Here is a 13275-nt window from a genome sequence, read left to right as displayed (position 1 = left end):
CTGTGGATGCGGGTAAGGCGGCTCAGCTGATGCGGAGCACGTAGTCGATCGGGGCCGTGCCCAGACCCTTGAGGTTGAGGTACAGGCCGTCCGTGCCGACCGTGACGCTCTCCACCGGGGCCTGCACGTAGGTGTTGAGCTTGGTCTTGGTGCCGGCGGTATCGGTATGCGAGGCGGCGATGGTGTAGGTGCCTTCGGCCATGCGGTTGCCGTTGGCGTCCTTGCCGTCCCAGTCGAAGGTGACTTCGCCGGAGGCCTTGGCTTCCACGCTGATCTGGTTGACCTTGACGCCGTTGGCATCGGTGATGTCCACCGTCACGAAGCCGGCGCCGGGCGCGGCGACCATGCCGGTGACGTCACCGTCCTTCTCCAGCGCGAGCTTCTCCGACGGCACCAGCACTTCGTGGCCGACCAGGGCCGCGCCGCGCAGGATCTGGTCGCTGGACATCGAATCCTGGAAGCCCTTGACCGTGTTGTTGAGGTCGGTGATGCCCTGGACCTGCGACAGCTGCGCCATCTGCGCGACCATCTGGGTGTTGTCCATCGGCTTGAGCGGGTCCTGGTGCCGCAGCTGCTCGGTCATCAGGCGCATGAAATCGGCCTGGTCCAGGGTGCTCTTTTTCTTGCTGGTATCGCTGTTGGGCGCGTTCAGGCCCAGCGCGGTGTAGATATCGCTGCTGTTCTGGCCAACGCCGTTGGTGCTGCTCATGGGAGGGGATTCCTGCGGTAAGAGGGTCAGCGACCCATGGTCAGCGTGGCCAGCGCCAGTTCCTTGGCGGTGGTCAGCATTTCCACGCCGGCCTGGTAATTGCGCGAGGTGGAGATCAGGTTGACCATCTGCGCGACCGGATCCACGTCGGGCTGGTAGATGTAGCCATCGGCATCGGCGAGCGGGTGGCCCGGCTCGTAGCGCTGGATCGGCGCGGCGTTGCTCTGGCTGATTTCCTTGACCTGCACCGTGGTGATGTTCGGGTCGGTGCGGCTGGTGACCGACTGGAAGATCGGCTCCAGCGGCTTGTAGACCGCATCGGCCGACCCGGCGACGGTATCGGCGTTGGAGAGGTTGGAAGCGATGGTGCTCATGCGCACGGACTGCGCCTGCAGCGCAGAGCCGGCGATATCGAAAATGGGCAGATTGCTCATGGCTTATTGCCCCGTGATCGCGGTGAGCATCGAGCGCACCTTGGATTCGACGAAGCTCAGCGAGGCGCGGTACTCCAGCGCGGCGCGGCCATAGGCGGCGCGTTCGGCATCCGGGTCGACGGTGTTGCCGTCGATGCTCGGCTGCACGCCTTCCTTGGCGATCTGGAACGGGTTCAACCCGCCGCCGATCTCATAGTGCTTTTCACTGGTGGTCTTCAGCAGACCGTTGCCATCCAGGCCCTGGGCATTGCGCAGGGCGGCATCGAAGTCCAGGTCCTGGGCCTTGTACCCGGGGGTGTCGGCATTGCTCAGGTTGCTGGCGATCAGCTTCATCCGCTGCTCGCGCAACGGCATGGCCTGGGCGTGGACACCCAGATAGTTCGAAATCAGATTGGGCATGACGCACTCCCACGGGACGATGCCTGGGGCAGTGCAAGCGGCGTGCCAGAGGGGCGGCAGAAGAGAGGGGCCGGTGCCCGGCGGCATCATTCACGCCGGGAGATTCACCACGCCAGGGAGGCCAAGGCCCCGCGTGGAGTCAGGAAACAGCCCTCAGCGTAGATCCACGCCATGCGTGGATGCCGTCAACCAACCCGAGGGAGGGCGCCGACACCAAGGCCGGCCGCCCTTTACGCCGCCATCGCCACCTTGCGCAGGCGGTCCAGCAGGAAGTCCGCCAGCTCATGCGGGGAGTACTTGGCCACGAACGCGTTCGCACCGACCCGCTCGACCATCGCGTTGTTGAATACGCCCGACAAGGACGTGTGCAGCAGCACGTACAGGCCGGCCAGGCCCGGGTGACGCCGGATTTCCGTCGTCAGGGTGTAACCATCCATCGCCGGCATCTCGATATCGGAGATCACCATGGCGTAGCGCTCGGCCGGGTTCTCGCCCGAGGCGTGGATCTGCAGCAGGTGGTCCAACGCCTGCTTGCCGTCCGACAGCAGGGTCGCCCCGACCCCCAGCTGGTCCAGCACGCTGCGGATCTGCTGGCGGGCCACGCGCGAATCGTCCACCACCAGCACCTGCATCGGCGGGGCATCGGGGGGCAGGGCCATGGACGGGTCCAGCACCGCTTCGCCCCGGATCTCGGCGATGTCGGCCAGCACGCTTTCCACGTCGATCACCTGGATAAGCTCGCCCTGGAAGCGGGTCACCGCCGTCAGGTAGCTCGATTCGGCGCCCAGTTCCGGTGGCGGATGGATGTCTTCCACCGCGATGTTGACGATGCGTTCCACCCCACTGACCAGAAAGCCCTGGATGGAGCGGTTGAACTCGGTCACCACCAGATAGCCCGGCGCCTTGTCGGCATCGGGCTCACGCTCGGGATGGCCGATCGCCAGGCCCAGGTCCAGCACCGGCACCGAGCGGCCACGCACATCGGCCACACCGGCGAACTGGCTGGGCAGCCCGGGCACCTGGAACAGATCCGGGCGCCGCAGGACTTCCTGCACCTTGAACACGTTCACGCCAAAAAGCTGACGTCCCCCCAGCCGGAACAGCAGCAGGGCCAGACGATTGTGGCCGGCCAGGCGCGTACGCTGGTCGATGCGGTTGAGCAGGTCATGGGACATGGGCTTGGTATCGGCGGCGGTGGCGATGACTTGAGCGCGGCGTGCGCCAGGCTTCGGCACGGCGCTTGCATCGTGCTGCCCATGTTCCTTGCCCCTGGAGTGCCCATGCGTTCTCTTGTCCTTGCCGCGCTGGTGCTGGTGGCGCCCGCCTGGGCCGCCGGCGGCTGGCAACCCGTGGACAGCATCCGCCAGGCGGCGCTGGGCACCCTCCCGGCCGGCAGCGAAGGTGACACCACGCTGGATTCGGCACTGCGCCTGCCGGCCTGCGGCCAGCCGCTGGCGGCCCAGCCAACCGGCAGCAGCACCGTGGAGGTCAGCTGCCCCGATGCGGGCGGCTGGCGCCTGTTCGTACCCGTAAAAGTGCGTCGCAACCAGACGGTGCTCATCCTCAACCGTGGCGTGGCCGCTGGAGAAACCCTGGCGGCCGCCGATATCACCACTGGCCAGCGTGATGCGGCCCGGATCGCCGGCGCCGCGTTGGCCGATCCGGCCGCGGCGGTCGGTCGCGTGGCACGCAGGACCCTCAGTGCGGGCAGCCTGCTGTCGGCCAATGACCTGGTCGCGCAGCGGCTGGTGCGGCGGGGCGACAGCGTCGCGCTGGTGTCGCGGCGGGGCGGGGTGGAGGTCCGGGTGGCCGGACGCGCCATGGCCGATGCCGGCGAAAACGAGCGGGTCTCGGTCGAGAACCTGTCGTCCCGCAAGATCGTGCAGGGCACCGTCGCGGCCAGCGGTGACGTTTTAGTGACGCGCTGAACACGATTGTGAATACGCGCCACTTTTCCGGCAAAACCTGCAATATTCCCCTAAAGATGGCGTCCGCCCGGCCGTTATCCCTTGTGAACCGCATTCCCAGGACAACTCCATGAGCCAGAAAATCGACGGCAACCTCCCGGCCACCGCCCATCTGCGCAGCGTCGCTCCGGGTAACAAGCCGAGCGTCAGCACCGATGCCCCGGCCCGGCCGGTGGAAGCCGCTGACAGCCTGCGCCTGACCGGCGAAGCCACCAGCCTGCAGACCCTGCAGCGTGAATTGTCCACGGCGCCGGCGATCGATGCCGGGCGTGTGCAGGCGGTGCGCGATGCGCTGCAGAACGGCAGCTACAAGATCAATCCTGACGCGATCGCTTCGCGCATGCTTGAGCTGGACCAGCAGCTGCAGGGATGAAGCTGGCGATGAGCGAGCCGCTGCAACGCCTCAGCGATGCCCTGGACGTCGAACGCCAGGCATTGGTCGAGCATGACGTGCACGCGCTGATCCGTGCGACCGGCGCCAAACTGGAAGCGCTTCGGGCGCTCGAGGCCGCGCTGCCGGTCGGCCAGGCCGAACGCGTGCAGGAACTGGCCGAGCGCAACCACGCCAACGGTGTGCTGCTGTCGCGCCGCCGCCGCGAGGTCAACTGGGCCCTGCGCCAGCTCGGCCGCAGTGAAGAATCCTCGGCGTATGACGCCAAGGGCCAGTCGCACATCCTGCATACCCGGCGGCCCCTCGCGGTCGCCTGATCTCCCCGTCTGGCGGCCCCCGGCTGCCGATGTGAACGTCACCGCGTATATTGAGCGCCTGTTTCCAGCCGCCTCGATGTGACCGTGACCGTAACTTCCGCCCTTGTCACCGCCCCGTTGCCCCCGCATCCGGTCCTGCTTGCCCTGTTTGAACGGATCAAGGAGGGCGTGCTGCTGTTCCGCGAGGATGGCAGCGTGGCGCTGGCCAATGCCGCCGTCAGCGAGATCCTCGGCCAGGCCGAGCGCGATGCCGCCCTCACCCCGGCGCAATGGCTGCGCCAGCTGCTGCCACCGGATGCGCTGGAACAGGCGCGCCTCAACGGCCACTGGAACGGGAGCCTGCCGGTCGACGAGCGCATGGTCATCGCCCACGTCTACCATCATGACGATGGCGGCCAGCGGCACTATCTGGCCCTGTTCCGCCGCATCGAAGGCCAGGAGGATTACGAGCGCGAGCTGCAGCAGCGCCATGCCGAACTGCGCCAGGCCTACCTGCGCCTCAACGGCACCCAGGAAAAGCTGCTGCAGTCGGAGAAGATGGCCTCGATCGGCCAGCTCGCCGCCGGTGTGGCGCACGAGATCAACAACCCGATCGGTTATGTGCACTCCAACCTCGGCAGCCTGCAGGAATACCTGCGCAGCCTGTTCACCGTGATCGAAGCCTATGAGCGGGCCCTGCGTGCGCCGGACCCGAAGGCGCTGATCCCGGAAATCGATGACATCCGCCAACGCTTCGACATCGATTTCATCAGCCGCGATCTTCCGCAGCTGATGGCCGAATCACGCGAGGGCATCGAGCGGGTGACCCGGATCGTGCGCGATCTGAAGGACTTCTCGTATTCCGGCCGGGATGAGTCGTGGAAGCTGGTGGACCTGCATGCGGGCCTGGAATCCACGATCAACATCATCTGGAACGAGCTCAAGTACAAGGTGACCCTGCACCGCGAGTTCGGCCAGCTGCCGCTGGTGGAGTGCCTGCCGTCGGAGTTGAACCAGGTGTACATGAACCTGCTGCTCAACGCCGGCCACGCCATTGCCGACCGCGGCACGATCCATGTGCGCACCGGGGTGGAGGGCGACACGGTCTGGGTGGAATTCGAAGACACCGGCGGCGGCATCTCGCCGGACCTGCGCCAGCGCATCTTCGATCCGTTTTTCACCACCAAGCCGGTCGGCAGCGGCACCGGGTTGGGGCTGTCGATCTCCTACAGCATCATCAACAAGCACCATGGCCGCATCGATCTGGAGAGCACGCCGGGCGTGGGCTCCAAGTTCCGGCTGGTGCTGCCGATCAAACAGCCGCGCTGATCCGACAACGGTTGCGCCAGCTGCTGGCCCGCATTGCGCGGGCTTTCAGGCATCGCGTTCGGTTGGGCAAGAGCAGCCGACCAACGGTCGGCTCTACCAGGATCTCCGGCGCGTGCAACGTAGAGCCGACCGTTGGTCGGCTGCCGCCTCAATCCGCCTCAATCCGCCTCACTCCGCGTCAATCCGTCTAAATCCGTCTAAATCCGCCTCAATCCGTCTAAATCCGCCCCAATCCGACTCACTCCGCGTCAACCGCCGGCAGCGCTGGCGCCGGTGCCGTGTTCGCCCGGCGCTGCTCCTCGTGGGTGCGGAATGCCTGGTGGATGTGCTTGCGCAGCTCATCATCGTTCCACGGCTTGGTCAGAAACCGGTAGATGGCGCCACGGTTGATCGCGTCGGTCACGGTGTTGAGGTCGGTGTAACCGGACAGCACCAGGCGGATCGTATCCGGGTAGAGCATCTTCACCCGGCCCAGGAACTCGGTGCCGCTCATGTCGCTCATGCGCTGATCGGACAGGATCACCTGCACGTCGTTGATGGCCAGCAGATCAAAGGCATCGCGCACGTTGCCGGCAGCGAGAATGCGGTAACCGTCGCGACGGAACAGGCGCACCAGCGAGCGCAGCACGTTTTCTTCGTCATCCAGCAGCAGCAGCGTGCGGTCCGGACGGGTTTCTGCGAAGGCCTCCGGACGCAGGTAACGGCGGCGCAGGGTCATGCCGGCGGCATCGGCCGACATCGGCTCGCCGAACAGATAGCCCTGGAACACATCGCAGTCGTTGCGGCGCAGGAAGCCGAGCTGGGCCTGGGATTCCACGCCGTTGGCGATCACGGTCATGCCCAGCTGGTGGCCCATGGCGATGATCGCGCGGGCGATCGCGGCTTCGCGGTTGCCGGCCGGCGCGCTCTTGATGAAGCTGCGGTCGATCTTGAGCTTGTCCACCGGATACCGGACCAGCGCGCTGAGGCTGGAATCACCGGTGCCGAAGTTGTCCAGGCTCAGGCTGATGCCTTCGTTGCGCAGGTTGACCAGGGTTTCGTGCACGAAGTTGACGTTGTTGGTCAGCGCGCTTTCGTTGATCTCCAGCGTCAGCATCTGCGCCGGGACGCCAGCGGCCTGCATCAGCGACATGACCTCGGCGAAGAAGTTCGGGCGCAGCAACTGCAGGGTGGATACGTTCACTGCGATGGTGAAGTCATCGAAGCCCTGGTCGCGCCACAGCTTGGCCTGTTTGAGCGCGCCTTCCAGCACCCAGGTGCCGATCTGCACGATGATGCCCAGGCGCTCGGCGGTGCGCATGAAGCGCTCCGGCACCAGCATGCCCAGCGTGGGCGATTGCCAGCGCAGCAGTGCTTCCATGCCGACCACGTGGCCGTCGCGGGCGCTGACCAGCGGCTGGTAACGCAGTTTGAGCTCGCCATTGGGGATGGCGTCGACAATCTGGCGCGCGATGATGCTCTCGCTATGTGCGCTGGACGGTGTATCCACCGCGTGGATGCGCACCGCATTGCCGCCTTCGCGGGCGGCCTGGTGCAGCGCATCTTCGGCGTGGTCGAGCAGGCGCGACACGCCGGTGCCGTGCTCCGGGCACAGGCTCACGCCCAGCTTGCCGGTCATGAACAACGTGTACGGCAGCACCGACAGCGGCAGCTCCAGCTGCTGGCGGATTTCCTCGGCCAGGTCCTCGGGCAGCGGCATGTCCGCAGTGCGCGGCACGGCCAGCAGGAATTCATCGCTGCCGTGGCGCCACAGCTTGCCGCGCCCGCGCAGGTGGTGCTGCAGGCGTTGTGCGACCAGCACCAGGGCCTGATCGCCCACCTCCGCACTCATGTTCTCGTTGACCGAAGCGAAGTGGTCGATATCCACGTGCATCAGCATCAGCGGCGTGCCGCCAGAGGCAGCCTCGGTCACCATGGCCTGCAGCTCGGGGTTGCCCGCGCCCAGGCGGGGCGGTGCATCCTCGATGCTGACCAGGGGCAGGGAAGGGTTCCACATGGGTCAGTGTTCCAGAGCGTCGTGAGCCGTCGCGCCGGCGGCGCGGTACGGCAGGTAAAGGTCGATCAGGGTACCGGCGCCGTGCGCCGATTCGATGCGTAATGTGCCACCCACGCTCTGCGCGCGCTCGCGCATCACGATCAGGCCCAGGCCGCGCGGGCCGTCCGGGTCGAAGCCCTCGCCATCATCGCGGACCTGCAGGTGCAGGCCGTGGTCGTCCACATCGCGCAGGTGCAGGTTGACCTGGCTGGCGCGGGCGTGGCGCAGTACGTTGGTGAGGCTTTCCTGTGCGATGCGGAAGCACGCCTGCTCGATGTCGCCGGCCGGGCGTCGGGGCAGGGACTGGATGTCCGGCAGCAGTTCGATCGCCGCCGAGCGGAACAGCACGCCGGCCTGCCAGCGCAGTGCCGCTTCCAGCCCCAGCGCATCCAGCTGCGGTGGGCGCAGCAGGGTGGAGATGTCGCGCAGCTTGCCGACGGTCGCATCGGCCAGCTGGATGATCTGGGCAAGGTCTTCATCGCGGCGGGCGGCGTCCTGCTCGTCCTGGGCGGCGTAGGCAGACAGTTTCATCGCGGTGATCGCCTGGCCGATGTCGTCGTGCAGATCGCGCGAGATCGCCCGGCGCTCGTCCTCCTGCAGCGAGAACAGTCGCCCGGCCATCGCCTGCAACTCACGGTTGCTGGTTTCCAGCGCCTCGCGGATGCGCTCGGGCTCGCTGAGGTCGCGCACGATCAGCAGCTTGCAGTTGCGCCCGCCGTAGCGCACATCGCCGACCGCCAGGCCGGCCTGGAAGGCCTGGCCGTTGAAGCGTCGCATGCCGATCACTTCGCCAGCCCCGGCGCTCTGCAGGGGCAACTGGGCGAACAACTGCGCCCGCACGCGGGGCAGGTCGTCGTCGGTGACGAGGGCGGCCAGCGGTTCGCCGAGCAGGGTGTGGTGGCCGTAGCCGAATTGGGTGGCCGCGCAGGCATTGGCGTACAGCACGTGCTCCTCGGACAGGATCACCACGCCATCAGGCAGTACCCGCACCAGCTCGCGGAATTGTTCTTCGCGCTCACGCAGCAGGCGCCGCGACTGCTCGCGCTCGGTGACATCCTGCAAGGTGCCCAGCACGCGCGGGCGGCCGGCGTCGTCCTGGCCGCTCTCGGCGCGCAGGTGCACCATCAGGGCGCGCCCGTCCATCGCCAGCAGCGGCAGTAGTACATCGATCTGCACGGGCTCGCCGGAGCTCATCTCCTGCAACAGTTGTTCGCTGAGCGCCGCCGTGGCCGGATCGGCCGGCACCAGCAGCTCATCGAACCGGTGCCAGCGCCGGGCGTCGGGCGCGCGCCGCCCGAGCAGGCGATACACCTGATTGGCGTACCGGCCCAGGCCAGTGGCCGGATCGATCTCCCATGCGCCGATGCGCGCCATCTCGTGCGCTTCTTCCACCCGGGCCAGCGCCTGGTCGCGGCGCAACAACGCCTGGTCTTCGCGGGTGCGGTCGATCGCGATCAACAGACGCGCGCGACGGCCGCCGTAATCGATGAAATTGCTGCGCATCTCCATCCGCCGGGTGCTGCCGTCACTCAGGAGCAGGTCGGCGGTGATCACGCACAGTTGCTCGGGATTGACGCGGATGTGGTCCAGCTTGGCCTCCAGCATGGCCTCGTGCCCGGGCGGCCACAGCGCGGTGATCGGCATCGCGGTGAAGGCCTCGCGGCTGAAGCCGAAGAAGCTGGCCGCGGCCGGGTTGACGTCCAGGATCGCCAGCGACGCCAGGTCGTAGACCAGGATCGGCCCGGGATTGCCTTCGAACATCTGCCGGTGGCGCGTTTCCGAACTCTCCAGCCGCGCGTGGGTGTGCAGCACGTGCTGGGCCAGCGGGCGCAGCAGCAGATAGATCAGGGCCGCGCTGGCGACGACGAAGAATGTGCCCTTGATGGTCTGCCACTGCGCGGCCGTCTGCAGATCCCCGGCCACCAGCTTGACCGCCGCGTCGCTGCTCAGGATCCACACCAGGGCCAGCACCAGGTAGGCCACGACCACACGCCAGCGGTCGCGGCGCAGATCGCGTGCCAGCGGGGTCTCGGCAGCGGGTTCGGAAGGGCCTGGCAGGCGGGTCGACATGGGGCAGGGCGGGGCCAATCGGACAAGGCGAGTGTCATCTTACCTGCCCCGGGCGAGGATGCAGGGCACCAGGGAACTCAATAAACCGCAATCTCCGCCGTTAACGATTGCGTTCCCCGGTTGTCGGGTGCGTTATCGGAGTTACAGGGCGTGGACCAAGGGATTATCGCGAGTCTGCTGCAGCACCCATTGGCCTCGGCGCTGGTGATCCTCGACCGTGCTGGTCGCCCGATCGCCGCCAACCCGGCCGCGCGCGAGCATGGCCTGCCGGCGACGGTCGCCGCCTACGGGGAGGTGCTGGAAGACCTGCGCCTGCTCGCCGCCGACGGTGGGCTGGTGCCCTGCCAGCTTCCCGGCGGGCCCGGTGGTCGCTTCGATGGCTGGATGCGCGCGGTGCACGATCCGGATGGGCACCTGCTGGCCTTCACCCTGAGCGTGCCCGAGCCGGTCGCCGCCTATGCGGGCAGCCGCTGGGAAGTGGCTCTGGATCACGCCGGGCACGGGCTGTGGGATTGGGATCTGCCCAGTGACAGTGTGCGCCGCTCACGGCGCTGGGACGGCCAGCCCATCGAGGATTTCCACAGTCATGCCGACGGTGTCAGCGCGCTGCTGGAGAACGTCCACCCGGACGATCAGCCCGCGGTGCGCCTGGCGATGGATGCCCACCTGCGCGGCGAGAGCGATGCCTATACCACCCAGTTCCGTGCCCGCCATCCCAACGGGGAGTGGCGCTGGGTGCTGGATCGCGGCCGCGTGGTCACCCGCACGGCCGACGGCCAGCCGCTGCGGATGGTCGGTACCCACACCGACATCCAGGCCCAGAAGCAGATGGAAGCCCAGCTGCGCGAGCAGCAGGTACACCTGCGCGAAGCCCAGCGGATCGCCAGCATGGGCAGTTGGTCGTGGGATCCGGAGGCGCGCCAGTTCTGGTGGTCGCCCGAGTTCCGGGCGTTGCTGGAGACCGGTGACGCACCGCTGCACGGCCGCCGCCACTGGCTGCGCCAGCTGGAGCCGCACTCCCGCGGCCGGCTGCGTGGCGCCTGGCGCCGGATGTGGCGCGATGGCGCGGCCACCACCCTGGAGCTGGAGCTGATTCGTGACAACGGCGGTGCGCTGCACCTGCGCGTGTGGATGCAGCCGTTGATCGGTCCGGACGGGCGGATCCAGCGCCTGCTCGGGCAGGTCCAGAACATCACCGAGCAACACCAGACCGATGCGCTGATCCGCTGGCGCACCGAGCTGCTCAATCGCGTCTCCGCGCTGGGTCGCATCGGCGGCTGCGAGATCGAGGTAGGCACCCGCCACATGCAGTGGACCGAGGAGTGCTATCGCATCCACGGCCTGCGCAAGGAGGCGATCAGCCTGGACCAGGCACTGAGCCTGTACACCCAGGACTCGCGCGACGCGTTCGAGGCGGCCCTGTTGCGGATCGCCGAGGGCGGGCTGCCCGAGCAGCTGGACCTGTGTTTCTACCGGCAGTCCGGGCTGCGCATCTGGGTGCAGGTGCTGATCGAGCTGGACCGCCGCGATGGCCTGCCGACCCGCTTCGTGGTGCTGTTCCGTGACATCACCCGCGAGCGCGAAGCCAACGAGCGCATTGAGCTGCTGGCGCATTACGATCTGCTCACCGGCCTGCCCAACCGCATGCTGCTGCGCGAGCAGACCGCAGACGCCATCGAGGAAGCCCGCGACCGCGGCAGCCCGCTGGCGATGCTGTTCATCGATCTGGATGGCTTCAAGACCATCAACGACACCTTCGGCCACGCCACCGGCGATGCGCTGCTCAAGGCGGCCGCCTCGCGCCTGCACCAGAGCCTGCGCAACAACGACCTGTTCGGGCGCTTCAGCGGGGACGAGTTCATCGTGGTGCTGCGCGACCTGGCCGCGCCGGAAGACGCGGGCCACGTCGCGCGCAAGCTGATCGCCTCACTGGCCGAGCCGCTGCACCGCGGCGAGAGCACGTTGAAGGTCGGCGCCAGCGTCGGCATCGCGATGCTCGACGACAGCCGCCAGGATTTCGAATCACTGCTGCGCGCCGCCGATGCGGCGATGTACGCGGCCAAGGAAGCCGGGCGCAACACCTACCAGTATTACAGCCAGGACGCGCTGGCCAAGATCCAGCGCAAGCTGGAGATCGAGCACGCGCTGCTTGGCGCGATCGAACGCGAAGAGTTCACCCTGGCCTACCAGCCCCTGATGCATGCCGAGAACGACCAGCCCCCGGCGATCGAGGCGCTGCTGCGCTGGCATCGCCCCGGCATCGGCTACTGCAGCCCGGCCGAGTTCATCCCGATAGCCGAGAAGTGCGGCGAGATCGTGCGCATCGGCGACTGGGTGCTGGCCGAAGCCTGCCGCCAGGCCGCCGCGTGGGACGCTGCCGGCCTGCAGTTCGACCGCGTGGCGGTGAACGTTTCGGCCGTGCAGCTGCGCGACCGCGGCTTTGCCGAGCGCGTGATCGACATCTGCCACGCCCACGGCTGGCCACCGCAGCGCCTGGAGCTGGAGCTGACCGAGTCCGCCCTGATCCGTGACACCGAGGTGCTGCGGCATTGCTTCGATGTCCTCGAGCGCCACGGCGTGCCGCTGGCCGTCGACGATTTCGGCACCGGTTTCTCGAACCTGCATTATCTCAATCGCTTCCCGGTCGGCCGCCTCAAGATCGACCGCAGCTTCGTGCAGGGCATGCTGCACGATGCCGGCACCGCCGAAGTCACCCAGGCGATCGTGCATCTGGGCCATGCGCTGGGCATGAAGGTCGTGGCCGAAGGGGTGGAGACCGAGCAGGAAGAGGCGATGCTGCGCCGCCAGGGCTGTGATGAGATCCAGGGCTACCTGTACTCGCGCCCGCTGGCCCCGCGCGATCTGGCGCAGTGGTTGAAGCTGGGTACCCAGACGCCGCCACGCGAGAGTTATGCGGCGGTGACGCAAAGCGTTTGAGGGCGGCGTCGTCGCCCTGTGCGGGGCTTCCCGCCTGACCTGACACTGAGAATCAGGCGGGGGTGCCAACGGCGTCGCCAGCCTTACTGGTGCAGCGCCCTGGCGAGATGCGGGAGGACTTCCTTTGCAGTCGATCCTCGCCACCAGCGACTCTCACAACAGGATGGGCAGGCAGCAATGGCCGAGCGTGCGTTTACGTTCGGCTGTGTAGCATTCGATCCGGTAGTAGTCGCGCATCGGCAGGCTCACGCCAGGCAAGGCGGTAGGATATCCATGTTGAATGCCTTTCGCGGATCCGCGACGGAGCAATTGCGCTCCGGTAACTGCATCGATACAGACTGATCGGGAGACGTGGCGGATGCCGCGCCGTCAGCGCGCAGCTGCACCCAGATCATCACCGCTCAAGCCCAGATCCCAGGCCAGGCCGGCGAGGGCAGGATCGATCGCGGGTGGCAGTGCGGCAATGGCGGGCGAGGGGCGCCTGGCCAGCTGCGCCAGTTCCTGCTGGGCAAGCTGCTCCAGCCGGGCGATCAGGGCGCGGCCCTGCAGTGGCGCAGCCGCAGGGGCAGGTGCGGCTGCGAGAGTGACGGCGTCACTGCCCGGCACCGCCGGCTCCAGCTCGGCGGGGACAACAGAGGCAACCGACAGCAGGGACGCGTTCAACATCAGGTAATCATCTGCAGCCAAGGCGGGTAGTGCAAGCACAAC

At 67.3% G+C, this 13275-nt stretch carries 12 protein-coding genes; 5 read left to right on the top strand and 7 right to left on the bottom strand.

Going from position 1 to position 13275, the window contains the following annotated elements:
* Positions 1–22: 22 nt before the first annotated feature.
* The 4 genes from ABE483_RS02475 to ABE483_RS02460 all read right to left on the bottom strand — a co-directional run bounded on the left by ABE483_RS02475 (position 23) and on the right by ABE483_RS02460 (position 2717).
* Positions 23–709 (bottom strand): flagellar hook capping FlgD N-terminal domain-containing protein, encoded by a 687-nt coding sequence (locus tag ABE483_RS02475; protein WP_313212292.1) that lies wholly within the window; start codon positions 707–709, stop codon positions 23–25.
* A gap of 26 nt (positions 710–735) precedes the next feature.
* Positions 736–1143 (bottom strand): flagellar basal body rod protein FlgC, encoded by a 408-nt coding sequence (flgC, locus tag ABE483_RS02470; RefSeq protein WP_088435081.1) that lies wholly within the window; start codon positions 1141–1143, stop codon positions 736–738.
* A 3-nt stretch (positions 1144–1146) separates the two neighbouring features.
* Positions 1147–1542 (bottom strand): flagellar basal body rod protein FlgB, encoded by a 396-nt coding sequence (gene flgB / locus ABE483_RS02465; protein ID WP_152150781.1) that lies wholly within the window; start codon positions 1540–1542, stop codon positions 1147–1149.
* A gap of 230 nt (positions 1543–1772) precedes the next feature.
* Positions 1773–2717, bottom strand: a complete 945-nt coding sequence (locus ABE483_RS02460) for a chemotaxis protein (RefSeq protein ID WP_070471614.1) — start codon at positions 2715–2717, stop codon at positions 1773–1775.
* 105 nt (positions 2718–2822) lie between these two features.
* On the opposite strand from ABE483_RS02460, the gene flgA reads away from it, so the two are divergent.
* The 4 genes from flgA to ABE483_RS02440 all read left to right on the top strand — a co-directional run bounded on the left by flgA (position 2823) and on the right by ABE483_RS02440 (position 5525).
* A complete protein-coding gene (gene flgA, locus ABE483_RS02455) occupies positions 2823–3470 on the top strand; it encodes a flagellar basal body P-ring formation chaperone FlgA (protein WP_313218283.1) in 648 nt (215 codons plus the stop codon).
* Between the two features lie 109 nt (positions 3471–3579).
* The gene (flgM, locus tag ABE483_RS02450; RefSeq protein WP_313212294.1) at positions 3580–3882 is read left to right on the top strand and encodes a flagellar biosynthesis anti-sigma factor FlgM; all 303 of its coding nucleotides are present in this window, start codon (positions 3580–3582) and stop codon (positions 3880–3882) included.
* A 2-nt stretch (positions 3883–3884) separates the two neighbouring features.
* Positions 3885–4217 (top strand): hypothetical protein, encoded by a 333-nt coding sequence (locus ABE483_RS02445; protein WP_026070037.1) that lies wholly within the window; start codon positions 3885–3887, stop codon positions 4215–4217.
* Positions 4218–4301: 84 nt separating this feature from the next.
* Positions 4302–5525, top strand: a complete 1224-nt coding sequence (locus ABE483_RS02440; protein ID WP_313212295.1) for an ATP-binding protein — start codon at positions 4302–4304, stop codon at positions 5523–5525.
* 238 nt (positions 5526–5763) lie between these two features.
* Here the strand turns inward: ABE483_RS02440 and ABE483_RS02435 are convergent, their stop codons facing one another.
* Together ABE483_RS02435 and ABE483_RS02430 are read right to left on the bottom strand one after the other, a co-directional pair.
* Positions 5764–7521, bottom strand: a complete 1758-nt coding sequence (locus ABE483_RS02435; protein WP_313212296.1) for an EAL domain-containing protein — start codon at positions 7519–7521, stop codon at positions 5764–5766.
* A gap of 3 nt (positions 7522–7524) precedes the next feature.
* Positions 7525–9630 carry a PAS domain S-box protein gene (locus ABE483_RS02430; RefSeq protein ID WP_346481039.1) on the bottom strand — a complete coding sequence of 702 codons (2106 nt, stop codon included), beginning with the start codon at positions 9628–9630 and terminating at the stop codon, positions 7525–7527.
* Positions 9631–9780: 150 nt separating this feature from the next.
* Here ABE483_RS02430 and ABE483_RS02425 point away from each other — a divergent pair, with 150 nt between their 5' ends.
* A complete protein-coding gene (locus ABE483_RS02425) occupies positions 9781–12567 on the top strand; it encodes an EAL domain-containing protein (protein WP_346481038.1) in 2787 nt (928 codons plus the stop codon).
* Between the two features lie 369 nt (positions 12568–12936).
* On the opposite strand, the gene ABE483_RS02420 is transcribed toward ABE483_RS02425, so the two are convergent.
* Positions 12937–13233 (bottom strand): hypothetical protein, encoded by a 297-nt coding sequence (locus ABE483_RS02420; RefSeq protein ID WP_346481037.1) that lies wholly within the window; start codon positions 13231–13233, stop codon positions 12937–12939.
* Between the last annotated feature and the right edge of the window lie 42 nt (positions 13234–13275).

It is taken from the genome of Stenotrophomonas sp. TWI602 (assembly GCF_039674045.1).
Taxonomy (GTDB): domain Bacteria; phylum Pseudomonadota; class Gammaproteobacteria; order Xanthomonadales; family Xanthomonadaceae; genus Stenotrophomonas.
Note: the sequence above shows the minus strand (reverse complement) of the source record. Positions and strands in the feature narration are given on the sequence as shown.

Coding starts and splice junctions, on each gene's coding strand:
- ABE483_RS02420 (WP_346481037.1), bottom strand. CDS start 13,233: ATGTTGAACGCGTCCCTGCTGTCGGTTGCCTCTGTTGTCCCCGCCGAG.
- flgB (WP_152150781.1), bottom strand. CDS start 1,542: ATGCCCAATCTGATTTCGAACTATCTGGGTGTCCACGCCCAGGCCATG.
- ABE483_RS02430 (WP_346481039.1), bottom strand. CDS start 9,630: ATGTCGACCCGCCTGCCAGGCCCTTCCGAACCCGCTGCCGAGACCCCG.
- ABE483_RS02435 (WP_313212296.1), bottom strand. CDS start 7,521: ATGTGGAACCCTTCCCTGCCCCTGGTCAGCATCGAGGATGCACCGCCC.
- flgC (WP_088435081.1), bottom strand. CDS start 1,143: ATGAGCAATCTGCCCATTTTCGATATCGCCGGCTCTGCGCTGCAGGCG.
- flgM (WP_313212294.1), top strand. CDS start 3,580: ATGAGCCAGAAAATCGACGGCAACCTCCCGGCCACCGCCCATCTGCGC.
- ABE483_RS02475 (WP_313212292.1), bottom strand. CDS start 709: ATGAGCAGCACCAACGGCGTTGGCCAGAACAGCAGCGATATCTACACC.
- ABE483_RS02460 (WP_070471614.1), bottom strand. CDS start 2,717: ATGTCCCATGACCTGCTCAACCGCATCGACCAGCGTACGCGCCTGGCC.
- flgA (WP_313218283.1), top strand. CDS start 2,823: ATGCGTTCTCTTGTCCTTGCCGCGCTGGTGCTGGTGGCGCCCGCCTGG.